This is a genomic window from Kibdelosporangium philippinense (assembly GCF_021390435.2).
Taxonomy (GTDB): Bacteria; Actinomycetota; Actinomycetes; order Mycobacteriales; family Pseudonocardiaceae; genus Kibdelosporangium; species Kibdelosporangium philippinense.
The window spans coordinates 2,095,891-2,118,867 of sequence record NZ_JAJVCN010000004.1; the positions used below are offsets into that span (position 1 = coordinate 2,095,891).

Annotated in this window: 21 protein-coding genes; 17 read left to right on the forward strand and 4 right to left on the reverse strand. The window is 64.2% G+C overall.

Annotated elements, in window-relative coordinates; all coding sequences use genetic code 11:
• The first annotated feature begins 73 nt into the window (after nt 1-73).
• The 3 genes from LWC34_RS52830 to LWC34_RS52840 are packed head-to-tail and all read left to right on the forward strand — an operon-like array spanning nt 74 to nt 3,942.
• Nucleotides 74-1,579 (forward strand): endonuclease/exonuclease/phosphatase family protein, encoded by a 1,506-nt coding sequence (locus LWC34_RS52830; protein WP_233733948.1) that lies wholly within the window; start codon nt 74-76, stop codon nt 1,577-1,579.
• Entirely contained in the window at nt 1,576-2,304 is a 729-nt protein-coding gene (locus LWC34_RS52835) for a class I SAM-dependent methyltransferase (RefSeq protein WP_233733949.1), read from the forward strand. The genes LWC34_RS52830 and LWC34_RS52835 overlap by 4 nt, the downstream gene beginning before the upstream one ends.
• Before the next feature lie 9 nt (nt 2,305-2,313).
• Complete coding sequence (locus tag LWC34_RS52840; protein ID WP_233733950.1) at nt 2,314-3,942, forward strand: ABC-F family ATP-binding cassette domain-containing protein; 1,629 nt, start codon at nt 2,314-2,316, stop codon at nt 3,940-3,942.
• A gap of 51 nt (nt 3,943-3,993) precedes the next feature.
• Here the strand turns inward: LWC34_RS52840 and LWC34_RS52845 are convergent, their stop codons facing one another.
• Genes LWC34_RS52845 through LWC34_RS52855 form a run of 3 tightly spaced genes read right to left on the reverse strand, consistent with a single transcriptional unit; the run spans nt 3,994 to nt 7,024 of the window.
• Entirely contained in the window at nt 3,994-4,815 is an 822-nt protein-coding gene (locus LWC34_RS52845) for an enoyl-CoA hydratase family protein (RefSeq protein ID WP_233734200.1), read from the reverse strand.
• Nucleotides 4,812-6,293, reverse strand: a complete 1,482-nt coding sequence (locus LWC34_RS52850) for a benzoate-CoA ligase family protein (protein ID WP_233733951.1) — start codon at nt 6,291-6,293, stop codon at nt 4,812-4,814. Before LWC34_RS52850 ends, LWC34_RS52845 begins: the two co-directional genes overlap by 4 nt.
• A complete protein-coding gene (locus tag LWC34_RS52855; RefSeq protein ID WP_233733953.1) occupies nt 6,293-7,024 on the reverse strand; it encodes a creatininase family protein in 732 nt (243 codons plus the stop codon). The genes LWC34_RS52850 and LWC34_RS52855 overlap by 1 nt, the downstream gene beginning before the upstream one ends.
• Nucleotides 7,025-7,075: 51 nt before the next feature.
• Here LWC34_RS52855 and LWC34_RS52860 point away from each other — a divergent pair, with 51 nt between their 5' ends.
• The 3 genes from LWC34_RS52860 to LWC34_RS52870 are packed head-to-tail and all read left to right on the forward strand — an operon-like array spanning nt 7,076 to nt 9,815.
• Entirely contained in the window at nt 7,076-7,873 is a 798-nt protein-coding gene (locus tag LWC34_RS52860) for a PaaX family transcriptional regulator (protein WP_233733955.1), read from the forward strand.
• Nucleotides 7,870-8,658, forward strand: coding sequence for a tryptophan 2,3-dioxygenase (locus LWC34_RS52865; RefSeq protein ID WP_233733957.1), 789 nt, complete (start codon nt 7,870-7,872; stop codon nt 8,656-8,658). The genes LWC34_RS52860 and LWC34_RS52865 overlap by 4 nt, the downstream gene beginning before the upstream one ends.
• On the forward strand, nt 8,655-9,815 hold the full coding sequence (locus LWC34_RS52870) for an aminotransferase class V-fold PLP-dependent enzyme (protein ID WP_233733959.1): 1,161 nt from the start codon (nt 8,655-8,657) through the stop codon (nt 9,813-9,815). Before LWC34_RS52865 ends, LWC34_RS52870 begins: the two co-directional genes overlap by 4 nt.
• On the opposite strand, the gene LWC34_RS52875 is transcribed toward LWC34_RS52870, so the two are convergent.
• A complete protein-coding gene (locus tag LWC34_RS52875) occupies nt 9,808-11,049 on the reverse strand; it encodes a PucR family transcriptional regulator (protein WP_233733960.1) in 1,242 nt (413 codons plus the stop codon). The genes LWC34_RS52870 and LWC34_RS52875 overlap by 8 nt on opposite strands.
• Nucleotides 11,050-11,489: 440 nt before the next feature.
• On the opposite strand from LWC34_RS52875, the gene LWC34_RS52880 reads away from it, so the two are divergent.
• The 11 genes from LWC34_RS52880 (at nt 11,490) to LWC34_RS52930 (ending at nt 22,708) form a co-directional block, all read left to right on the forward strand.
• A complete protein-coding gene (locus tag LWC34_RS52880; RefSeq protein ID WP_233733961.1) occupies nt 11,490-12,653 on the forward strand; it encodes a DUF6801 domain-containing protein in 1,164 nt (387 codons plus the stop codon).
• 67 nt (nt 12,654-12,720) lie between these two features.
• Nucleotides 12,721-14,004, forward strand: a complete 1,284-nt coding sequence (locus LWC34_RS52885) for a DUF6801 domain-containing protein (RefSeq protein WP_233733962.1) — start codon at nt 12,721-12,723, stop codon at nt 14,002-14,004.
• A 3-nt stretch (nt 14,005-14,007) separates the two neighbouring features.
• Nucleotides 14,008-14,796, forward strand: coding sequence for an MlaE family ABC transporter permease (locus tag LWC34_RS52890; protein WP_233733963.1), 789 nt, complete (start codon nt 14,008-14,010; stop codon nt 14,794-14,796).
• Nucleotides 14,797-14,798: 2 nt separating this feature from the next.
• Nucleotides 14,799-15,611 (forward strand): MlaE family ABC transporter permease, encoded by an 813-nt coding sequence (locus LWC34_RS52895; protein ID WP_233733964.1) that lies wholly within the window; start codon nt 14,799-14,801, stop codon nt 15,609-15,611.
• On the forward strand, nt 15,608-16,786 hold the full coding sequence (locus tag LWC34_RS52900) for an MCE family protein (protein ID WP_233733965.1): 1,179 nt from the start codon (nt 15,608-15,610) through the stop codon (nt 16,784-16,786). The genes LWC34_RS52895 and LWC34_RS52900 overlap by 4 nt, the downstream gene beginning before the upstream one ends.
• Complete coding sequence (locus LWC34_RS52905) at nt 16,783-17,796, forward strand: MCE family protein (RefSeq protein ID WP_233733966.1); 1,014 nt, start codon at nt 16,783-16,785, stop codon at nt 17,794-17,796. The genes LWC34_RS52900 and LWC34_RS52905 overlap by 4 nt, the downstream gene beginning before the upstream one ends.
• Nucleotides 17,793-18,779, forward strand: coding sequence for an MCE family protein (locus LWC34_RS52910; protein ID WP_233733967.1), 987 nt, complete (start codon nt 17,793-17,795; stop codon nt 18,777-18,779). Before LWC34_RS52905 ends, LWC34_RS52910 begins: the two co-directional genes overlap by 4 nt.
• Complete coding sequence (locus tag LWC34_RS52915) at nt 18,776-19,774, forward strand: MCE family protein (RefSeq protein ID WP_233733968.1); 999 nt, start codon at nt 18,776-18,778, stop codon at nt 19,772-19,774. Before LWC34_RS52910 ends, LWC34_RS52915 begins: the two co-directional genes overlap by 4 nt.
• The gene (locus LWC34_RS52920) at nt 19,774-20,832 is read left to right on the forward strand and encodes an MCE family protein (protein ID WP_233733970.1); all 1,059 of its coding nucleotides are present in this window, start codon (nt 19,774-19,776) and stop codon (nt 20,830-20,832) included. The genes LWC34_RS52915 and LWC34_RS52920 overlap by 1 nt, the downstream gene beginning before the upstream one ends.
• A gap of 269 nt (nt 20,833-21,101) precedes the next feature.
• Nucleotides 21,102-22,229, forward strand: coding sequence for an MlaD family protein (locus tag LWC34_RS52925; protein WP_233733971.1), 1,128 nt, complete (start codon nt 21,102-21,104; stop codon nt 22,227-22,229).
• Nucleotides 22,226-22,708, forward strand: a complete 483-nt coding sequence (locus LWC34_RS52930) for an Rv1363c family protein (protein WP_233733973.1) — start codon at nt 22,226-22,228, stop codon at nt 22,706-22,708. Before LWC34_RS52925 ends, LWC34_RS52930 begins: the two co-directional genes overlap by 4 nt.
• The last annotated feature ends 269 nt before the right edge of the window (nt 22,709-22,977 follow it).

The window sequence follows — 22,977 nt, forward strand, 5'->3', positions numbered from 1 at the left end:
TGCTCTTCATAGGCAGTACACGAATTGGTCATTGTCACGGCTAAGGCTGCATCCCGTTGATCGAGGAGGCAAAATGCGTTGGCTCACGCCGCTGATCGCAGCGGTCCTGGTTCTGACCGGCCTGACAGCCCCGGCTTCCGCCGCGCCGGACGGCACATTGACGTTGGCGTCGACGACGGTGAGCGCGGGTGAACCGATCACGGCGACCTACAGCACGCCCAGGCCAAACGCGACCAACTGGCTCGGCCTCTACACCGATCCAGGCAACGGTCCGGTGAACGAGAAGTACGTTGGCCCGTCGCTGAAATGGGTCTACGTCACGGCAGGCAGCGGAACGGCGACCCTGCCGACCGACGGACTGGAACCGGGCACCTACATCGTCTTCGCCTTGGCCCAGGATGGCTACCAATGGCTGGCGACCCCGGTGAAACTGCGCATCACGAGCAACGCGCCACTGCACTTCATCACCGACACGTTCGACCTGCGCAATGCCCGTGCCGCGGCGCCATACCAGGCGACAATCCGCGGCCTGGTCCGTGGAAACACCGATGGCCTGACGTTCCGCAAAACCGGTGGCGCCCAGTGGATCGACGTATCCGCGAACGGTGACATCACCGGAACGCCGCGCACAGGCGACAAGTGGTTGCGGGTCGAGGCGCGTAACGCAAGCGGCGAAACCAGCACGGCGACCGTGGGCATCGAGGTGCGGTCGCCGGGAACACGCCTGGTGCCGGAGCTCAAGACGATGACCTTCAACCTGTGGCACGGCGGCAGCCAGGTCTTCAACGGCAGGGAAAAGCAGCTGCGGACCCTGCTCAAGTCCGATGTGGACATCGTAGGACTCCAGGAGACCTCGGCGACGTCCACGCGTGAGCTGGCCGAGGCATTGGGCTGGGACTACCACCAGACCGGCAGCGACCTCGGGGTGATCAGCCGATACCCGATCGTCGAACGGAAAGACGGCCCTGCGGCCGCGATGAAGGTGCGGGTACGGTTCGAAGACCGGCACGAGGTCGTGGTGTGGAACGTGCACCTCGGCTACACCCCATACGGCCCGTACGACGCATGCTTCGGCAAGATGACCCAGGAACAGTTGCTGGCCAACGAGGAAAAGTCCGGCCGCACACCCCAGATCAAGGGCGTCCTGCAGGAAATGAAGCCGGACCTCGCGGCCGCATCGCGCGCGGCCGTGCTGCTGACCGGAGACTTCAACGCTCCGTCCCATTTGGACTGGACAAACCGATGCGGCTACGACACGGTCCCGTGGCCGACCTCAGTCCTGCCGACACAGGCTGGACTGCGTGATTCATTCCGAGCGGTGAACCCGGTGAGCACGCTGGGCAACACCTGGTCGCCCGTGTACCCGATCTTCACCGGTGGCTACGGACACGACGAGCACAAGGGCGAACCGGAGCCGCAGGACCGGATCGACTTTGTGTACTACGCCGGAATGTTGAGCGTGGCAGACTCGAAAACGGTCGTAGAGGGCAAGCCGACGGCGGTTCCCAACCACCGCGGCAACGCGTGGCCATCCGACCACGCCGCCGTCCTGACCACGTTCCAGGTTCCAGGCCGGTGAGAGATCTGGCGTCGTCGTTCGGCGCAGCGGCGGCCGCGTACGCCGAGCATCGCCCGAACTGCGCGCCCGCCGCGGTGCGCTGGGCACTGGAGCACGCGCCTGGCCCTCGAGTGCTCGACCTAGGGGCCGGGACAGGCAAGTTGACCGGTGCGCTGGGAGATGACGTCATCGCCGTCGAGCCGGACCCGGCAATGCTGGCCGAGTTGCGTCGCGAGCTTCCGCACGTCCGTGCCCTTGCCGGGAGTGCCGAAGCGATCCCGCTGCCGGACGCGTCCGTCGATGCCGTGCTGGCCGGGAACGCTCTGCACTGGTTTGACATGGCCATCGCGGGGCCGGAGATAGCCAGGGTCCTCGCGTCCGGCGGCGTCCTGGCTGGGTTGTGGAACGTCATGGGCGACCGGGTCGACTGGGTTGCGGGACTCGCGCGGGTCCGTGGAAGCGCGGCCATCGGCCCGCGTGACACTTTCAGCACCTGGCGCGCCGCGACCCACCTTCCCGGCACGCCCGAGCAGGCCGAGTTCCCGCACGGACAGCGACGCACGGCCGACTCGCTGGTCGCGACCCTCGCGACGCGCGCGGGGATGTTGGTCATGCCGGAATCGGAACGGGAAGCGACGCTCAATCGGATCCGTGGCTTCCTCGCGAGCAGGCCCGAAACCGCCACGGGCGAGTTCACCCTCCCGATGCTGACGGGTGTGCTGCGCATTGTTGCCGCTCGGCAATAATCGCTGTCGATGAGCGCCACACTTGTTGCCAAAGACCTTGCCGCCGGCCACGGCGATCGTGTCCTTTTCGCCGGGCTTGACCTGGTTGTCGCGCCGGGTGACGTGGTCGGCCTGGTGGGCGTCAACGGCGCTGGCAAGTCGACCTTGCTGCGGACGCTGGCCGGTCTGATCCCCGCTGAGCAGGGATCGGTCCGGCTTAGCCCGGCGTCGGCGAACGTCGGCTACCTGCCGCAGGAGCCAGAGCGTCGAGCTGGCGAGACCGTCAGGGAGTTCCTGGGCAGGCGAACCGGGGTCACGCAGGCACAGCACGCGATGGACACGGCGGCAGAGGCGCTCGGTGGCGACGACCCCCAAGCAGACGACGTATACGCCGACAGCCTGGAACGCTGGCTAGCCCTCGGTGGCGCGGACCTCACCGAACGCATGGAGGACGTAGGCCTCGCGCTGAGCCTGGACCTGCCGATGACCGCACTGTCCGGCGGCCAGGCCGCACGGGTCGGAATGGCGTCCCTGCTGCTCAGCCGCTACGACATCTTCCTGCTCGACGAGCCGACCAACGACCTCGACCTGGAAGGCCTCGAACGGCTGGAGAAGTTCGTCACCGAGCTGCGCGCGGGCACGGTCCTGGTCAGCCACGACCGGGAATTCCTCAACCGGACCGTCACCAGGGTCGTCGAACTCGACCTCGCCCAGCAGCAGATCCGTAGTTACGGTGGCGGCTACCAGGCCTACCTGACCGAGCGGGAAGTCGACCGGCGGCACGCCCGGCAGCAGTACGAGGAATACGCCGACACAGTCGCCGGATTGCAGGCCCGGGCCCAAGTTCAACGGTCCTGGATGGACAAAGGTGTGCGCAATGCCCGCCGCAAGGCAGGCGACAACGACAAGCTCGGCCGCAAGTTCCGCAGCGAGGCCAGCGAGAAGCAGGCGTCCAAGGTCCGGCAGACCGAGCGGATGATCGAGCGCCTGGACACGGTCGAGGAACCCCGCAAGGAATGGGAGCTGCGGATGACCATCGCGGCCGCGCCCAGGGCGGGCGCGGTCGTGGCCACGTTGAGAAACGCGATCGTTAGGCGCGGCGACTTCACCCTCGGCCCGGTCGACCTGCAGATCGACTGGGCGGACCGCGTGGCGATCACCGGCGCGAACGGATCGGGCAAATCGACCCTGCTGGCCGCCCTACTCGGCCGTGTACCCCTCACCGAGGGCACCGGAGCCCTCGGTCCAGGCGTGGTTGTCGGCGAAGTGGATCAGGCGCGCGCCCTGTTCGACGGCAACGAGAACCTGATCGACGCCTTCAATGCGGCCGTTCCCGATTGGACACCGGCCGACGTGCGAACACTGCTGGCCAAGTTCGGCTTGAAGGCCGCACATGTGACCCGCTCGGCCCGGAGTCTGTCGCCCGGCGAGCGGACCCGCGCGGCGCTGGCATTGTTGCAGGCCAAGGGCGTGAACCTGCTCGTGCTGGACGAGCCGACGAACCACTTGGACCTGCCAGCGATCGAGCAGTTGGAGTCCGCTTTGGCCACGTACAACGGAACCCTGCTGCTGGTCACGCACGACCGCCGCATGCTGGCAGCGGTTGAGACCAACCGCCACGTCGAAGTGGCCGAAGGCAAGGTCACAGATATGCCGTGAAGGTCACCTTCGCGGCGTTGAACGCACGTAACTAGGCCCTCACGTAGTTGATCAGCGGCCGGTCCAGCGCGGCTTGCGGCCTGCGGTCCAAGCCGCGTAGAACTCGGCGTGGTCCTCGGACTTCATCAGCAGCGCCTGCGTGATGGCCTCCAGTTCGATCGACGAGCCCAGGTCCATGTCGAGTTCCCGGGTGAGCAGGACCTTGGTCGTGGAGTACGCCAAAGCAGGCCCCGAAGCCAACCGCGTTGCCAGAGCGGCAGCCTCTGCCGGGAGATCCTCAACGACCTTGGTAGCCAAGCCAATCCCCAAAGCGGTAGCCGCATCCACCTTGTCGCCCAAAAGCAACAGCTCGGTCGCACGGCCAAGGCCGACGAGCCGCGGCAGCAGGTAAGCCGAACCCATGTCGGCGCCCGCGAGACCAACCTTCGTGAACAGGAAAGCAAAAGAAGCCGACGGCGCCAGCAAACGGAAGTCGCTGGCCAAAGCGATGACCGAACCCGCGCCAGCGGCGATGCCATTGACAGCCGCGATCACCGGCAACGGACACTCGCGCAACGCTTTCACGACAGCGCCGGTCATCCGGGTGAACTCAAGCAGCTCAGCGGGTTCCATCTTCTGCAGCTCGCCGATGATCTCCTCGACGTCACCACCCGAGCAGAAACCCCTGCCCTCACCCGTGATCACGAGCACCCGGGCATCACCCCGGTGCGGCAACTCCAGGATCAGATCACGCAAGTCCGCGTATACATCGAAAGTCAGCGCGTTCAGCTTGTCGGGACGGGAGAACGTCACCGTCGCCACACCGTCCACAACGGAGAAGCCGAAGTGGTCCCATGAGGACGTAATGCCCGCGGATGCCCGGAAGACCATCAGTTCGTTCCTTTCAGCGCTCGGCGATCCAGCTTGCCCGAGGCGGTTTTCGGCAACGCGGACACGAATCGAACGTCCCGCGGGTATTTGTGCGGCGCCAACCGGGACTTGACGTAGTCCTGCAGCTCCGCACCGGAAACTTCCACAGACGCGACAACAAAGGCGCGCGGACGAGTAAGACCGTCCTCTTGGTACCCGACGACCGCGCACTCGACGACAGCGTCGTGTGACAGTAGACAGTTCTCGATCTCCGCGGGCGCGACCCAGACCCCGCCGACCTTCAACAGATCGTCTGCCCGGCCTTGGTAGTAAAAGAAACCGTCGGCGTCACGAGTCACGAGATCGCCCGAACGAACTGTGTGCGCACGCGGGAACGTCTCCGCGGACTTCTCCGGCGCCTGCCAATACTCCAGCGCCACAGTCTCACCGGTGATTTCCAGACGACCAGCAGTGCCATCCGGCACAGGCACGCCATCCAGGTCCACAACCTGAGCCTGGTAACCAGGAACGACCTGGCCGAGGCTGCCCTGCCGGGAATGACCAGGCCGGTTGGACAAGTAGATGTGATATGCCTCCGACGAGCCGATCCCGTCGATCACTTCCACGCCGAAAGTGTCCATCCAGCGCCGGTACAGCTCGGCTGGCAAGGCCTCACCGGCCGAAGTGCACAGTCGCAGCGAGCTGAAGTCCTGTGAGGAAGCCAAAGGATGCGAAACCATCGCGCTCATCATGGTCGGCACGTTTACCAGCACCGTCGGCCGGTGCTCGGCGATCAGCGAGAACAGTGTCTCGACCGTACTACGCTCGGGGAACACGATCCCAGTCGCACCAACGCCAAACGGGAACAAAGCCGTGAGATCCCTTGCGTATCCAAAGAACAGCTTCGGCACGGGCAGAACGATGTCCGACGGCTGCAAGTCCAGCACGCCCTGCGCGTACCATGCGAAGCTCAACAGTGGACTGCGGGCGATCAGCACGCAAGCCTTGGGAGCGCCCGTGCTTCCCGTGGTGAACTTCCAGATCGCCACATCGTCCTTTGTGGTCGGCGCAGCCGCCAAAGTAGACGATTGGCGGCCGAACACCGGGTCGTCCAAAGAGACCACATTGGACGCACCAGCTTCCCGCATCTTCGAGAAGGTTGACGAATCGGCCACGACAGCCCGGGGCGAAACATAGTCCACGTAGTACTTGAAATCCTTGACCTGGAGATACGTGTACACCTCAGCCGTGACCGCGCCGATCTTCTGCGCGCCATACCAAGCAGCGACGAAGTCCACACTGTCACTCAACGCCAACAGGACCCGATCACCTTGTCGTACGCCAAGTTCAAGCAAAGCGTTGCCCATCTGGTTGACCCGCGAAGCCAGTTCGCCATAGGTAACCGGACCGGCAGAAGTGAGTAAAGCCGTACGGTCGGGAGAGTTACGGTCCACAAAGTACGAAGCGATGTTGAACGACGTTGGAATGTCCGAATATCGCATCAGACGTCCCCAATCAGTTCGAGGACCATGTCGGCAAGCACGGCATAGGTCTGCTCGCCTTCCTCGGCCGTGGCCGAAGCGGGCGAGCCGCAGTACGCCTGTTCCATCCCCATCGCGACGAAATCCTTGTGCCCAGCGGACATCGCGGCAGGCATATCGACCTCAAAGGACGGCAGCGAGGCCATTGTCTCCCGGTCGACAAGATCCGGGCGGGAAGCCAGTACCAGCGAGGTCTCGTACTGCCCCGCGTGGCACGAACCGGACTGGAACTCAGGCGTCAGCCGGGCCGCGTTCGCCCTGCGGACAAGATCCAGATACCCCACGCCCGCGGCCGCCGTCGCCCGGCGCAAAGTTGCCACATGCTCCGGCTCGAAGTGGTTGTTCACCACGATGATGTCCACGAAACCCTGCTTGACCAGCGATCCGCAGACATCCGTGACGATCGCGTACAGCGTCTCCTCGCTGACGTGCACAGCGCCAGGGAAAGCCGAGGCGTAGCGTGTCACACCGTAGGGGAGTGGCGGCAGGATCAGCGCCCGGATCGACGGGTGGTCGGCCAGCCGTTCCGCCACTCGTTCGCAGACGCCGATCGAGATCATCGGGTCGGTAGCAAGCGGCGCGTGGGGGCCGTGTGGCTCGATCGCGCCAACCGGCAGCAGCAGGACAGGCCGCCGCGGTGCCGTCAACAGCCCGGCGACCTGCGGCGAGGTCAGCTCGGCGAAGTAGAGCACCCGCGAAACATTACGGTTGACCCCGCTGATGAGTCAACTATGCTCGGCGGCATGCCCGAGGCCCCACAGGACCTGGTGATGACGCTGCTCGGCGCGCATCTGCGCCCGCGCGACCGTCAGGCGTGGTCAGGTGGCCTTGTCGAACTGCTCGGCGACTTCGGGTTCTCCGAAGGCGCCGCCAGGGTCGCGCTGACCAGGCTCGTCCGGCGCGAACTGCTGGCCAAGGTCAAGGACGGCCGCCTGGTGCACTACACCGTGACGCCCCGCAGCGCGGCCGTGTTCGAAGAGGGCGACAACCGGATCTTCGCGCTGGGCCGTCACGAGCAGGAACCGGCCCAGTGGACTGTGCTGTGGCACGCGATCCCCGAGGATCAGAAGGTCGCGCGGACCCGGCTGGTGCGCAGGCTGCGGTTCCTCGGGTTCGGGCCGGTCCAAGACGGCACGTGGATCGCGCCGCGAGACCGGGAACGCGAGGTCACGGCCCTGCTCAAGGAACAGGGAGTCGAGCAGCACGCCGGGCTGCTGCTCGGCAATCCGGCTGGTTCGCTGGATTTCAGCACGTTCGTCAGCCGGGTGTGGGACCTCGACGAGCTGGCCGCCCGGTACGGCGCGTTCGTCGACGAATTCAGCGGACACGACCCGGACACGCTGTCCGGACGGGCCGCGTTGCTGTTGCGTACCAAGCTGACCCACCAGTTCCGGCAGTTCCCGTTCCTCGACCCAGAACTGCCCGCGTGCCTGGTGGCGCCGCCAGTTCACCGCGCGCAGGCCGTGCGGTTGTTCCATGATCTCTACACCGCGCTGGCCCCCGCGGCGATGCGCCATTTCGACGAGGTGATGCAGCCGTGACCGAGCACAACGCCGCTCTGACGTACTCCTCCTACCTTGCGCTCGACGAGATCCTCGGCGCGCAGAAGCCGCGGTCGGACGAGCACGACGAGATGCTGTTCATCGTCATCCACCAGGTCTACGAGCTCTGGTTCAAGCAGCTGCTGCACGAGTTCGGCCGCACGCAACAGGTGCTGTCCAACGGTGAAACCGCGCACGCTCTGCACACACTGGGCCGCGCGTTGAGCATTCTGAAGGTTGTCGTTGCCCAGATCGATGTGCTCGAAACGATGACACCGCGCCAGTTCACCAGCTTCCGTGCGCGCCTCGACGCGTCAAGCGGCTTTCAGTCCGCGCAGTTCCGTGAGGTCGAGGCGGTGCTCGGGCGCAGGGATACGCGTGTGTTCAAACACTATCCGCCAGGCGAGCAACACGATCGGATCAAGGCGGCGATGAGCCGTCCGTCCCTTTTCGACTCGTTCATGACTTACCTGTCGCTGCACCACTACGACGTCCCAAGCGAATGCTTGCACCGGGACGTCGCCGAGCCGATCGAGCCGTCGAAGCAGCTGCAGCAGGTGCTGTTGCAGGTCTACAAGGACGACACGGGTCCGGCGCAGGTTTGTGAGCGGCTCGTCGACCTGGACGAGGGCCTGCAGGAATGGCGGTACCGGCACGTGAAGATGGTCGAGCGGGTGATCGGTCACAAGGTCGGCACCGGCGGATCGGCTGGCGCGGAGTACCTGAAGTCGACCCTGTTCACGCCCATGTTCCCCGACCTGTGGGAAGTTCGGAGCCAGTTGTGACTGACCAGTCCGCGAGACTCGCGCCGTTCTACTCCAACTTCGGTGTGTCGCACCGGTTACTGCTGTCCGGGCACTCGCACCAGGCATGGCCGGACGTGGCGTTGGAAGGTCTCGCCGAGGCGTTCGACGATGCCGCGCAACAGGTCGACGAGAAGTGGAACCGCGCCTTCGCCAAGGCCGAACGGATGCGCAACGGGTTCCGGGTGTTCCTCGACGAGCCGGACGCCGAGATCGCGTTCGCCGCCAACACCCACGAACTCGTACTCCGGTTCCTGTCCTGTTTGGACCTGCGTGCGCGGCCGCGACTGATCACATCGGACGGCGAGTTCCACACACTGCGCAGGCAACTGGGCAGGCTCGCCGAAGAAGGCCTCGACGTGGTGAAGATCCCGGCGACACCAACGGACACGTTGGCCGAGCGGATGGCCGAAGCAGTTGACGACCGAACCAGTGCGGTACTTGTCTCGGCTGTCCTTTTTGAAACGTCCAGGATCGTGCCAGGGCTGGATTATCTCGCCGCGGAGTGCCAGCGGCGAGGTGTCGAGTTGCTTGTGGACGCTTACCACGCCCTTGGCCCAGTGCCATTCTCCACAGCGGACATTCCCAACGCCTGGGTGGTCGGCGGTGGCTACAAGTATCTCCAACTCGGTGAAGGCAACTGCTTCATGCGGCTGCCGCCACACTCCGACACCATGCGACCGGTGATCACCGGCTGGTACGCGGAGTTCGCCGAACTGTCCGAGCACCACGACGGAGCCGTGGGCTACGGGCGCGGCGCGGTCAGGTTCGCGGGCTCGACCTACGACCCGACCAGTCACTACCGGGGCGCGCGGGTGTTCGACTTCTTCGCCGAGCACGGGCTGACCCCGGACCTGCTGCGTAAAGTCGCGTTGCACCAGGTCGGTTTGCTGGCCTCGCAGTTCGACCAGATCGGCGCGCCGGACGACGTGATCACACGTGACCGTTCCGCGTGTGAGAACTTCGGCGGATTCCTCTCCTTGCGCACGCCACACGCGCGACGGTTACAGGCACAACTCACCGAACGCGGCGTGCTGACCGACGCCCGCGGCGACTACCTGCGGTTCGGGCCAGCGCCTTACCTGTCCGACCGGCAGTTGGAGGCCGCGATGGACGTGCTGGCCAGGCTGGTCACGTAGACCCAAGCAAACGCATGGCGCGCAGCGAGATCTCGATCCGGAAGCGGTCATCCGGGTCGGTCAACCGGTCCCCGAACAGCGCTTCCAGTTGGTGCAATCGATAGCGCACGGTCTGCGGGTGCACGTTGAGCCTGCCCGCGATCTCCGGCGCACTGCCGCTCGTCTCCAGCCAGGCAAGCAGAGTCTCGCTGAGCCGGGCCCGTTGCTTGGCCGTCAGGCCCGCCAACGGTTTCAACGTCCGCTCGGCCAGTTCGCGCGCCAGGAACTCGTCGGTGAGCAGCCACAATGTCGACAGGTGATCGTGGCTGAAGATCACCGGCTCGTCCGGGATCAGCTCGCGGTGCACGTACGACAACGCCCGCCGGGCCAGCCGCAACGACGTCCTGGCATCGGAGAGTGGCACGCGCGGGCCGACGACCGCGCGCCAGCCGGGCAACGGTTCCCGCAGGGTGTGATCGGCCGCCATCAGCAGACATGGCTCGGTGGCGTCGAAATCCTCGAGAACGCCGTCATCGAACGACGGGATGTCGGGATCGCTTTCGCGGCGTTCCAACGCGACGGCGACGACGTGCTCGGGAACGGTCCAGCCCGCGGTGGCGGCGAGTTCCGTGAGATTTGCGGTGGCGACAGGGGTTTCCGACAGCAGGAGTTCCAGCAGGCGTCTGCGTCTGCGTTCCAACGCGCCCGCGACCTTGGCTTGCGCGGCCGCGAAGCCTTCGAGCGACAGGACGGAAATCTCGTCGACGTAGTCGAACACTGCCTCGGCGAGTTGGCAGATCGTCACCGTCGGCAGGTTGACCGACTGCCCGAACTCGGCGATCCGGCGCCACGCCACCCGCGCGCCGATCCGGTACGCGCTCTGCAACGTGTCGATGTTGCGGCCCTGCGCGACTTCCAGCTTGCCGAGGTGCCGGAAGATCTTGGCACGATCCTCGCGCGGCGCCGACGGATCGGCGAGCCGGTCGATGAACTGCGCGATCGTCTCCTCGACACCGCCGGTCACGATCGGACCGAACGGCCCTTCTAGCAGCCGTGCGTACTCCGGGATGGATCGCCGGATCTCTTGCACCACAGCGACTGCGACGTCGTTCGCGCGCGGCCGGAACATACTCGCCAGCTCGCGGGGCAGTGTCGACCAGATCCGGGTGGACGCCGCCGCCGAACGTGGTGGTACTAAAGTCTCGAGGCGCGGGGGAGGAACGGTGGTCACCCGGCGAACGCTCGACTCAGTCACGGCGTCTTCCTTATGAGCGGCAACAGAAACCTGTCGAATCATCGGTGATATCGCCCAATAGTTATAACTCGCGCACTATATTTTGACGAAACCTTTGCTGTCAACGGCTCACCGGCCGTATCCACAGGTCGTGAAGGCTATTCGGGTTACCCTCGCGGGATTGTCACCCGCGTGACAAGTTCTGCTTCGGTGACTGTCTTCCGGTCGGCAAGTGTGGTCCGAACGGGTGCTATTGGTCTACTCCACAGTCGATCGCGCGCAGTGGCGTGACAACCAGGTTCGGCGCTTTTCGCAACGCGATGACAATTTTCCGGCGCGGTCTCGTGTTATTTGACAAGCACTTGTTACCCCGGAGTGCTTGGAAGTAATCTACTCGGCGGTAGGTATGCCGTGTGAATCCAATCTCCGCCCTGTGGGTGAGAGCCCGAGGAGGTAGGTAAATGAAGTCACGGTTTTCCGGGAGACGCAGTGCCGCCATAGTCGCCGTCGCCGCACTGGCCGCCGGAGGGTTCGTGGCCAGCGCGCAAGCGGCTGTGTCGATGGGCGAGGTGACCAAGAACCTCACCTACAGATGTGCCTTCCCGCTGGTCGGCCAGCAGGACGTCAATGCGACCGTGAATATCACGATCCCGGACACCGGTACGACCGGCACCCGCATAGTCAATGGTGATCTGAAGATCACGGCGACCTTGAGCGCCAATATCGTGAACGCGTTGCGTGCGTTCCAGACGGCCACTACCGAAGGGACGGCCGTCGCGGATGTGGACGCGGCGTACGACAGCAAAAACATGACGCTTGGAATTCCCGGACTGAAAATCGCAAAACAAACCGTGCCGCCGTCCGGCACGATGCCAGTCGATATTTCTGGACCGGTTCCGAGCCTGATCGTATACAAAACCGGCAGTGTCAGCCTGGCCGCTGGCGCCGTTTTCACGGCCAAAGTCGACACCCGTAAAGCCGACGGGACACCCACCGCACTGGGTGTTCTGAACGTCCCTTGCACCGTCAAGGCGACCACGCCGCCGCAGGACAGGTCGCTGGCTTCCATCGCGGTCAGCGGCGACGAGATCACCCCGCCCGCCCCCGGCACGCCACCGTCGCAGCCCATTGACAAGTCCCTGACGTACAGCTGCGTGTTCCCCGAGACCGGGGCGGTGAACGTGGCAGGCCGGATCACCGGCACGATCCCGGCGACCGGCACGGTCAACAACCGCGTCCAGCCGAGCCTGTCGGTCACCGCCACACTGCCCATTTCGGTCGTTGACGTGCTGCGAAACAACAGCGCGGCAACGGTTTCCGGCAAGGGCGTGGCCGATGCGGACAACGCCTACAACGGAACGTCCATCACTGTGGGGATTCCGGGACCGGTTCCGTCGGTGAACGTGCCCGCGTCCGGTGAGCTGACCGCGACCCTGTCGCCCGCCGTGCCGAGCGTGGCCGTCGGCGCGGCCGGAGTGCTCACGATCAGTGCAGGTCAGCAGCTCAACGGCACCTTCACACCGCTGAAGGCGGACGGCACCCCGACCGCCCTTGGCACCTTCGATGTTCCGTGCACGTTGGCCGCGGGCCAGGACCCGACGCTCGGCGCCATCACATTCAGCTGATCAGCCCTCGTGAGTGGTTAGCCGTGTTCTAACACTGCTAACCACTCACGAGTCCCAAGGAGCGCAGATGCGAGCTGGACTGGCCGTTTTACTGGCAGTGGCTTTTGTTGTGCCTGCCGCTGCTGGATCCGCGCAGCCCACCGCGGAGTCGCATGTGGTCAAGCCGGTTCGTGGCACGTGCGACATCGAGCCGGTCGGCAAGCAGGCGATCACCGCCGAGCTGGCGATGACCTTGCCCGCTTCCGTCCCCGTCGGGACACCGGTGCGGGCAAGGGACATCAAGCTCAAGGTCGTTTTCCCGGCTGAAACCGTGCAGGCGTTGAAGGACAAGCAGATCGCCACGGTTGAAGGCATCCTTGGCATCCAGCTCAAGGGCAACGACAAGCAGTTCCCCAGCCGAGGGCCACTGGCGAAGACCGCGCTGCCGGAGACCGGCCCGCTGACCGTCGAAGTGCCGCTGAAGTCCACTGTGGAGGTTTCGACGCCACAGCCGGGCAAGGTCGTCTTCACGGTCGGTCCACTTGAGATGCTGCTGGCCCAGGTAAAGGCGTTGGAGGAGCCGACAGGGGAAGCGACTCCAGTCGCATGCGTACCGGACTCGGAGCAGGACACGGCTCTTGGCACCGTCCGGGTGCTGAACCCCGTGACGTCATCCTCGTCGGCAGCGCCACCAACATCCCGTGCCGTTGTGCCGCCGAAGGAGCGGAAGAAACAGCAGACAGCTGCGGAGCCGTGCCAGATCATCCCGCCGGACGCGTACAACTTCTGGTCGTATTACGACCTTTCCGGTCATGCGGAGGTGCGGAAACTCAAGTCCGGTATCGACTTCGGGCCTGGGTATCTCAGTGCGCAGCTGTTCTTCTGGTTCGAGAACGAGATCGCCTGTGGCGCGGTCTTCGGGGATCTACTGTGGCCACCGTCCAGTGGCTCGTTCGTGGCTTTCGGCTTCATGCCGACGACGGCTGTGGTCACGGTAGTCCCGGTTGGACGTGCCGAAGGCCGGTTGCAGGACGGCGTTTTCACCGGAACCGCCAAGGTCCACTTGGTACTCGGCAACGTCAAGGTCAATGGCACACCGCTGCCGGTCGGCAGCAAGTGCCAGACGGCAGAGCCGGTCGTGATGCCGCTGAAGTCCGTGCCGGGGGAGTGGGACGTGTTCGCCGGCGGCACGATCGAGACCGACGTGACCATCCCGCCCTACCTCGGCTGTTTCGGCACGGAGAACCTCGACCCGCTGTTCACCGGCCTGATCTCCGGCCCAGGCAACCACGTCAAGCTCAAGTTCGGCGAGATCCACTTCTGCGAACCGCCGGACAAGGGCTGCGTGCCGCCGTTGCCGGGGAGGCGGTGAGCCGTGACGACGCCACAGTTCGCGGTGAAAGGCCTGGCTGGACTGCGTGAAATCGGCAAACTCTGTTCGCTCGGCCTTGACGTGTTCCGGTTGACCTTCCGGCGGCCGTTCCAGGTGCGCGAGTTCGTGCAGCAATGCTGGTTCATCGTCTCGGTGACGATCCTGCCAGCGGCACTGGTCGCGATCCCGTTCGGTGGCGTGATCGCCTTGCAGCTCGGATCCCTGACCAGGCAAATCGGAGCGCAGTCGGTCACCGGCTCGGCGAGTGTGCTCGCGGTGATCCAGCAGGCCAGCCCGATCATCACGGCGTTGCTGATCGCGGGCGCTGGCGGCTCGGCGATGTGCGCGGACCTCGGCTCACGCAAGATCCGCGAGGAAATCGACGCGATGGAAGCACTGGCCGTCTCGCCGATCCACCGGCTGGTCGTGCCACGGGTGTACGCGGCAATCGTGATCTGCGTGCTGCTGAACGGGATGGTCAGCGTGGTCGGCGTGCTCGGCGGCTACTTCTTCAACGTCATCCTGCAGGGAGGCACTCCTGGCGCCTATCTGGCCACGTTCTCGGCGCTGGCGCAGCTACCGGACCTGTGGATCAGCGAGATCAAGGCCGTGCTGTTCGGCTTCGTGGCCGGGGTGGTCGCGGCCTATCGCGGGCTGAATCCCAAGGGCGGCCCGAAAGGCGTCGGTGACGCGGTCAACCAAGCCGTCGTGATCACGTTCCTGCTGCTGTTCTTCCTGAACTTCGTGCTGACCACCATTTACCTGCAGGTCGTGCCGCGGAAGGGGCTGTAGCGATGGTGCTGGAGCGGCAACTCGACCAAGCCGGGAAGCTCGGCGACCGGCTTTCGTTCTATGTCAAGGCATTGCTGTGGATCCCGCGCGCGTCCCGTCGATACATCAGGGAGATCGTCCGGCTGCTGTCGGAGGTCAGCTTCGGTACCGGTGCGCTCGCGGTGATCGGCGGAACCATCGGCGTGATGGTCGGAATGTCCGTCTTCACCGGCACAGTCGTCGGCCTGCAGGGGTTTTCGGCGTTGAACCAGGTTGGTACATCGGCCTTCGCCGGGTTCCTGTCGGCTTACTTCAACACGCGGGAAATCGCGCCGCTCGTCGCCGGGCTCGCATTGTCGGCGACCGTGGGCGCCGGGTTCACCGCTCAGCTCGGCGCGATGCGGATTTCCGAGGAGATCGACGCGCTGGAGACGATGGGTGTCCCCAGTTTGCCGTACCTGGTCACGTGCCGGGTGATCGCCGGGTTCATCGCGATCATTCCGCTGTACGTGATCGGGCTGTTGACGTCCTATTTGGCCGCTCGAACGATCACGGTTGAGTTCTACGAGCAGTCGGCCGGTACCTACGACCACTACTTCACGCTGTTCCTGCCGCCGGAGGACGTCATCTGGTCGTTCGTCAAGGTGATCATCTTCAGCGTCGCGGTCATCCTGGCGCACTGTTACTACGGCTACCGCGCCACCGGCGGTCCCGCTGGTGTGGGCATGGCCGTCGGTCGCGCGGTGCGCTGGTCGATCGTGGCCATCAGCATCCTCGACTTCTTCCTGAGTCTGGCGATCTGGGGCACGGAGACGACAGTGAGGATCGCCGGATGACCGAGGAGCGCTACCAGAAAACCAGCATGCGCTTGCTGGGGCTGGTGTATGTCGTGATCGTCGCCGCGTTCCTGGCATTGACTGTCGCGATCTATGCGGATGCTTTCTCGGACGACCCCACAGTGACCTTGCGGACGGCTCATGTGGGCAACCAGATGCAGGCCGATGCCGACGTGAAGTTGCGTGGGATCAACGTCGGCAGGGTCGTTTCGGTGGAGACCCGTGGCGATGGCGCTGTTCTTTCGTTGGCGATGGATCCGTCCACACTCGACCGGATCCCAGCCAACGTGTCTGTCCGGCTGCTGCCGAAGACCTTGTTTGGTGAGAGGTATGTGAGTTTGACGCTGCCTGAGCGCCCTCATGGCAAGCTGGCCTCGGGCGACGTTGTCGCTCATGACAGCTCGGCGGCTGGCGTGGAGATGGAACGTGTGCTCAACAATCTGTTGCCGCTACTGCAATCCGTGCGGCCGGACAAGCTCGCGGAGATGCTGGACGCTTTGTCGCAGGCTTTGGACGGCCGTGGCGAGAAACTGGGCGACACGCTGGTCCAGGTTGGACAGTACGTCGGTGAGCTGAACCCGAAGCTGCCACAGATCAAAGAGGATATCAGCCGGTTCGCTTCGGTCGCGGACACCTACAACGCCGCCGCAAGCGATTTCCTGTCCGCGCTGTCCGATTTCACTGTGACCAGTAAGACCATTGTGGACCAACGAAACTCGCTGTTGAGTCTTTACAGCACATTGGGTGCGGCGAGTACCGACCTGACCGCCTTCTTGTCCGCGAACCAGAACACGATCATCTCTCTGGCTGATATGAGCCGGGGGACCTTGGAGCTGTTGGCCAAGTACGCGCCTTCCTACGCGTGCATGCTGACAGCCGTCGCTGACTTCAAACCCAGGGTGGACAAGGCGTTCGCTAACGGTGGTCTGAAAGTCAAGTTGAAGGTTGTGCAGGATCGGGGCAAGTACGCCCCTGGCCGTGACGAGCCGGTATACAACGCCAAGCCAGGACCGCGTTGTTTCGGGCCCGAGGCGCCGAAGTTCCGGCCGGTGGGTATTGAGCCCAATTCGCCCGCTGAACAGGAAATGCTGGGCGCTCTGACCGGTGACATGCCTGCTTGGGGCAGCTTGCTGGTCGGTCCGCTGTACCGCGGTGCGGAGGTGACTGCCGAATGAGGAGCCTTCTCGCGCCGCTGGTGAAACTGGTCCTGTTCGCGATCGTCACGATCACGTCAACCGGTTTGCTGGGCCTGACCATCGCGAACGTCGACCTGCGGCCCTCTGTGGAGTATTCGGCACGGTTCGATGACGTCACTTCGCTGTCGGTCGGCGACGATGTCCGGATCGCGGGTGTCCGGGTTGGACAGGTGGAAACCATTGACCTCGTGGATAAACGCCTCGCCCGTGTCGCGTTCACCGTGGACGCTCGCCGCAAGCTTCCGGTGTCGGTTAAAGCGACCATCAAGTACCGGAACATGATCGGCCAGCGGTACATCGCACTGGATCGCGGCGTCGGCCCGGTCAACCAGACCATTGCCCCCGGAGCCGAGATTCCCCTTGACAGGACGAAGTCCGCCCTCGATTTGACGGTGTTGTTCAACGGGTTCAAGCCGCTTTTCCAGGCCTTGTCACCGCAGGACGTGAACACCCTCTCGCGCGAGATCATCCAGGTCCTCCAAGGCGAAGGCGGGACAGTGGAGAACTTGTTGCGGCACACCGCCTCGCTGACGTCCGCACTGGCCGAAAAGGACAAGGTGATCGGCGAGGTGATCGGCAACCTCAACCAGGTGCTTGATACGGTCAACACGCACAGCGACCAGCTCGGCGGCCTGATCACGACGTTGCAGCAGTTCGTGACCGGGTTCGCCAAGGACCGCGAACCTATCGGCGACGCGATTTCCTCTTTGGACTCACTTGCCGGTGCGACGGCAGGACTCCTCGACGATAGCCGAGCACCACTGAAAGACAGTATCGCCGCACTCGGACAGGTGTCGAAAAACCTGACGGACAACGAAAAAGTCGTCGAAACGGCGTTGCGGAACCTCCCGATCAAGATGGAGAGTATCGGTAGGACAGTCAGCTACGGGTCGTGGCTGAACACGTTCCTGTGCTCGGCGGAGGCGGGAACTCCACTACCCATGCCGTTCACGGGTATCCCGGTGACGCAGCCGAGGTGCAAGTCATGAGGTCCTTTCAGGAGCGAAACCAAGTGATGGCCGGCTCGATCAGCCTGGCCGTGCTGACGCTGATCGGCCTGGTGGCGTTCTATTCGGACGATCTGCCGATCATCGGCGGGGGCAGGACGTACACGGCCCAGTTCAGCGAGGCCGCCGGGCTGATCTCCGGGACGGAAGTGCGGGCCGCGGGCGTCAAAATCGGGACGGTCAAAAAGGTTGACCTGGACGGAGATCACGTGCGGGTCCGGTTCCGGGTGAAGGACGCGTGGATCGGCAACGAGACCACGATAGCGATCCGAATCAAGACCTTGCTTGGTTCGAAATACCTGGCCGTTGACCCGCAAGGCGGCGCCGAGCAGGATCCGGAAACGCCGATCCCGATGAGCCGAACGACCGCGCCATACGACATCAACCAGGTCTTCGACCAGCTGGCGAACACCGTCACCGAGATCGACACGAACAAACTGGCTGGCGCCTTGGGAGTACTCGCCGACACCTTCGCCGATTCGCCGCAGGAGATCCGGTCAGCATTGCAGGGGCTTTCGGCGTTGTCGAAGACGATCTCCACGCGTGACCAGGAACTGGCCAAGCTGTTCGCGAACACCCAAGAGATCAGTCGGACGTTCGCGGACCGCAATGCAGACGTCGAGAAGTTGTTGCGTGATGGGGAATTGCTGCTTGCCGAGATCCACAAGCGACGGGACTCGATCAGTTCTCTGCTCGCTGGTACCCGTTCTCTGGCAACGCAACTGTCCGGTTTGGTCGCCGACAACACGGCTCAGCTTCGACCAGCGCTCGAACAACTGGATCGGGTGAACGCTGTGCTGCAACGTAACCGGGACAACCTGAACCGCAGCCTCCAACTCGCCGGACCGTACTACCGCTTGCTTGGTAACGCGGGTGGCAATGGCCGGTGGCTGGACATGTACGTATGCGGCCTGATCACCCCGCCGGATCCGGCTGAATGCATGCCGCCGAGGAGGCCTCGATGAACCGGGGACTTCGAGCAATCGCTGTGCTGTCCATTGTCGCGTTGGTCCTGACCGCAGTCACCTACTTGGTCTTCCGGGCTTCGGGCGGACTGCGCTTGACGGTTTACTTCTCTTCTGCTGTCGGGTTGTATGAGGGATCGACCGTCCGGGTTCTAGGCGTTCCTGTTGGCACAGTCGATTCGGTTGTCCCAACAGGACGGTTGGTGCGTGTGGAGTTGTCGGTCGATTCCGCGCGCCCGATCCCGGCTGTGGCATCAGCCGTGGTGGTCGCGCCAAGCCTTGTCAGCGACCGCTTCGTCCAGCTATCGCCTGCCTATGCCGGTGGGACAAAGATGTCGAGCGGCGCCATGATCCCAGTCGAACGCACGGTCACCCCGGTGGAACTGGACGATCTGTACAAAAGCCTCAGCCAGTTGTCGACCGCGTTGGGCCCAGATGGCGCGAACTCCAAGGGGGAATTGGCACGGCTGCTGGACGTGATGGCTGCGAACACCAAAGGCAACGGCGCCTTGATCGGCGAGACGATCAAGCAGTTCGCCGATGCTTCACGAACCTTGGCCGCGGCCAAGGATCAGCTGTTCGGCACAGTGGACGGTCTGCAGCAGTTCACATCTATGTTGGCACGCAACGACAACACCGTTGTCCGGTTCACCAACCAACTTCGTGATGTCTCGGCTTCCTTGGCGGCTTCCCGCTTGGACCTCGGCGGCGCCTTGTCTGAGCTAGCGATTGCTTTGGACCAGGTTCGAGGGTTCGTCAAGGACAATCGGGCTGCCCTTCGGTCCAATGTAGACAAGCTGGTCTCGGTGACTCAGGTGCTCGTTGACCAACGGAAGTCGTTGGCTGAAGCGTTGGACACCGCACCGAACGCCGTAATGAACCTGTCCAACGCGATAAACCCATTGACCGGAGCTTTTGAGACCCGAGGGAACCTGCTGGAGTTCTTCGATTCCGGTGGCCCGCCTTTGCCGCTGCCGCCGATGGGAGTCCGCTGATGCTTGCCTTCGTCTTGGCATTGATACTGCTCGCGTCGGGTTGTGGCGCGGGCGGCTTCAACGGCGTCTACAACCTGCCGCTGCCCGGCGGCGCGGACCTCGGCGACAACCCGTATCGCGTTCGAGTGCAGTTCACTGATGTCCTAGATCTCGTGCCCCAAGCAGGCGTGAAGGTCAACGATGTGCCCGTCGGCCGCGTCGACTCGATCGATATCGGCGCGGACGGATGGACAGCCGAAGTCGTGCTCTTGGTCAACAGCGATGTGGTCCTGCCCGCGAACGCTCATGCTTCGGTTCGCCAGTCAAGCCTGCTCGGCGAGAAGTTCGTGGAACTCCGCGCCCCCAGCTCACCCGTTGGCCGATTCACCGACTCCGACCTGATCCCCGCCACGCGTACAAACCGCAACGCCGAGATCGAAGAGGTCTTCGGCGGGCTGTCCTTGTTGCTGAACGGCGGCGGAGTCGGCCAGTTCCAGCAGATCGCCCGCGAGGTCAACAATGCGTTGTCCGGCAATGAGACCGGGTTGCGAGCATTGCTGTCCAACGTGGACCAGTTCATTGGCGAGCTGGACAACCATCGTTCCGAGATCACGCGCGCGCTCACCAGTTTGAATCGGCTCGCAGCGACCGTGGCTTCGCAACGCGGCCGGATTACAGGTGTCCTTCAGGACTTGGGGCCGGGCATCGACGTGCTTACCCAGCAACGGTCCCAGCTCGTCACCTTGCTCAAGTCCCTCGACCGGCTGTCACAGGTGGCGGTGTCCACGGTTCATCGGTCGCGGGATGACATCGTGGCCGATTTGAAGGCGCTCGCCCCGACCTTGCGCGCGCTGGCTTCGGCGGGCGAGAAACTCCCGCAGTCGTTCGAGCTGCTGTTGACGTATCCGTTCACCGATGTCGCGGCGCAGGCGATCAAGGGCGACTACCTGAACGTCTTCATCGGCTTGGCGCCCCCGGCGACCGCCCCAGACCCGGTCGCCCCAGCCGTGCCCCTGCGGCCGATGGATCCCCCAGTCCACGCAACCCCGACAAACCCCGCCATCCAGGGGAGCCCCTGATTTCTACGTTACCGGAGGGATACGACAGTGCTGAGTTTTCGCGAGCCGGGCCCGATGCTCGGACAGCGGGCAGCGTTGACCGCAACGGCATTTCGGCCCGGGGAACCCCCTGATTTCTACGTTACCCGAGGGGTACGACAATGCTGAGTCTTCGCAGGCCAGGCTCAATGCTCGAGCAGCGGGCAGCACTGACCGCAACAGCAATTCGCCCGGGGGGACCCCCTTGATTTCACGTTACCGGAGGGGTCTGACAATTTCGGAGGCTGGCAGTGCTGACCAGGCGGATCAAGGTGCAGGTGGCGATCTTCATCGTGATCGCCCTTGTCGGCGTGAGCTATGTGGGCGCCAGCTATGCGGGCCTCGACCAGCTCTTCGGCGGGCGGGGCATGGTTGTCACCGCGAAAATGCCGGAGTCCGGCGGCCTCTTCACCAACTCCGAGGTCACTTACCGAGGTGTGCGCGTCGGCCGCGTCGGGCCGATGCGGCTGAGTGATGACGGCATCGAGGCCGAACTCCGCCTCGAACCCGGCGCGCCCGACATCCCTGCTGACCTTGTGGCGGTGGTGGCGAACAGGTCCGCGGTCGGTGAGCAGTACATCGACCTCAGGCCGCGCCGCGACGACGGTCCGTATCTCAAGAACGGCACGGTGATCACCGGCGTGCAACTGCCGATGCCCGTGCAGACCGTGCTGTCCGATTTGGACGGTTTGATTGCCTCGGTGCCGATCGAGTCGCTGCAAACTGTCGTCGACGAGATGAGCGACGCCTTCCGAGGTCGAGGCGCCGACCTGCAGAACCTGCTGGACAACCAAGGCGAGTTCGTCCAGACAGCCAAGCAATTCCTGCCGCAGACGCATCGGCTGATCGACGACGGCGGTGCGGTTCTGCAGACCCAGCAAGAACTGTCGTCGTCGATCAAAGGGTTCAGCCAGGATGCGCAGCTGCTGGCCGAGCAGCTCAAGAAGTCCGACGGGGACCTGCGCAAGCTGATCAAAGCGACGCCTGAAGTCTCTGCCGAGGTCAGCGGGTTGCTCAAAGAATCGGGTACGGGCATTGGCGTCATTCTCGCGAACCTGTTGACGCCCGCGCAGATCTTCGCGATGCGCGGCGACGCGTTCGAGCAATTGCTTGGTACGTATCCGAAGGCTGTCAGCGACGGGTATCGCGTGATCGGGTCCGATGGGTCGACGAACACAGCGCTGGTCCTCAACTTCAACAACCCGCCGCCATGCCGTGCTGGCTATGAGGGCACGCAATATCGGCCGGGCAAGGTCGTCGATCCGGGGCCGTTCAACACCGGCGCCCGATGCACCTTGCCGCGCGGGAATCCGAGTTCGGTGCGTGGTTCACAGAACGCACCCACCAGCCTGATCGAAGTTCTTGGAGGTGTCCGGTGAAGGTATTCGCCATCGTCCTGGTGGTCGCGGCCGCCGCGTTCGCCGGGTGGTTCGGGTGGGAGTGGGCGCGTGCGACCGACAGCGCCGACGAGTACACCGAAACCAGACAGGAAGTGCTGCGTGCTGGCGAGCAGGGCATCGCCAATCTGACCACTTTGGACTATCAGCGGGTTGATGAAGGCTTGGACCGCTGGATCGAGTCGTCGACCGGGACGTTGCGCGACAGTTTGCGGCAGAGCCGGGATGACAGCCGCAAGCGCCTTGAGGAAGGCAAGTCCACGACCGTCGGCAAGGTTGTGGACGCGGCCGTGACCGAGTTCGACCAGGAGAACGCCCAGGTCATTGCTGCTGTCGAGGTCACGGTGACGCCTGCAGGCAGCGAACCGGTGGTCAAGCGCAACAGGTTTGAGGCTGGGCTGAGCCGGACCGAGTCCGGCTGGAAGCTCAGCTCATTGCGGGCAGTGGAGGTAGGGACATGAGGGTGAAACAGCGACCGGTTCGTCGGCCCAAGGTCGCTGGCCGGAATCGCCCGACGGCACGGCAAGCATCGGAACGCCAAGGCGAAGTGGACGCGGTTGAGGGTGGCCACGCGGCGGGCCAAGGCGAAGTGGCCCGAGCTCCCGGGCTTGATGGCCCTGTGACCCACGGTCACGCGGCGGATGAACGGGAGGCGGTCGGAGCTACGGGGCGCGATGTCCTTGCGAGTGATGGCCGAGGAAATGCCGTGAAGCGAGGCGGAGGAGCTGCT

What these genes read in the sequence shown, in the direction of transcription:
- LWC34_RS52830 (WP_233733948.1), top strand. Translation starts at nt 74, where the DNA reads ATGCGTTGGCTCACGCCGCTGATCGCAGCGGTCCTGGTTCTGACCGGC.
- LWC34_RS52840 (WP_233733950.1), top strand. Translation starts at nt 2,314, where the DNA reads ATGAGCGCCACACTTGTTGCCAAAGACCTTGCCGCCGGCCACGGCGAT.
- LWC34_RS52850 (WP_233733951.1), bottom strand. Translation starts at nt 6,293, where the DNA reads ATGCGATATTCGGACATTCCAACGTCGTTCAACATCGCTTCGTACTTT.
- LWC34_RS52860 (WP_233733955.1), top strand. Translation starts at nt 7,076, where the DNA reads ATGCCCGAGGCCCCACAGGACCTGGTGATGACGCTGCTCGGCGCGCAT.
- LWC34_RS52880 (WP_233733961.1), top strand. Translation starts at nt 11,490, where the DNA reads ATGAAGTCACGGTTTTCCGGGAGACGCAGTGCCGCCATAGTCGCCGTC.
- LWC34_RS52885 (WP_233733962.1), top strand. Translation starts at nt 12,721, where the DNA reads ATGCGAGCTGGACTGGCCGTTTTACTGGCAGTGGCTTTTGTTGTGCCT.
- LWC34_RS52895 (WP_233733964.1), top strand. Translation starts at nt 14,799, where the DNA reads ATGGTGCTGGAGCGGCAACTCGACCAAGCCGGGAAGCTCGGCGACCGG.
- LWC34_RS52900 (WP_233733965.1), top strand. Translation starts at nt 15,608, where the DNA reads ATGACCGAGGAGCGCTACCAGAAAACCAGCATGCGCTTGCTGGGGCTG.
- LWC34_RS52905 (WP_233733966.1), top strand. Translation starts at nt 16,783, where the DNA reads ATGAGGAGCCTTCTCGCGCCGCTGGTGAAACTGGTCCTGTTCGCGATC.
- LWC34_RS52910 (WP_233733967.1), top strand. Translation starts at nt 17,793, where the DNA reads ATGAGGTCCTTTCAGGAGCGAAACCAAGTGATGGCCGGCTCGATCAGC.
- LWC34_RS52915 (WP_233733968.1), top strand. Translation starts at nt 18,776, where the DNA reads ATGAACCGGGGACTTCGAGCAATCGCTGTGCTGTCCATTGTCGCGTTG.
- LWC34_RS52920 (WP_233733970.1), top strand. Translation starts at nt 19,774, where the DNA reads ATGCTTGCCTTCGTCTTGGCATTGATACTGCTCGCGTCGGGTTGTGGC.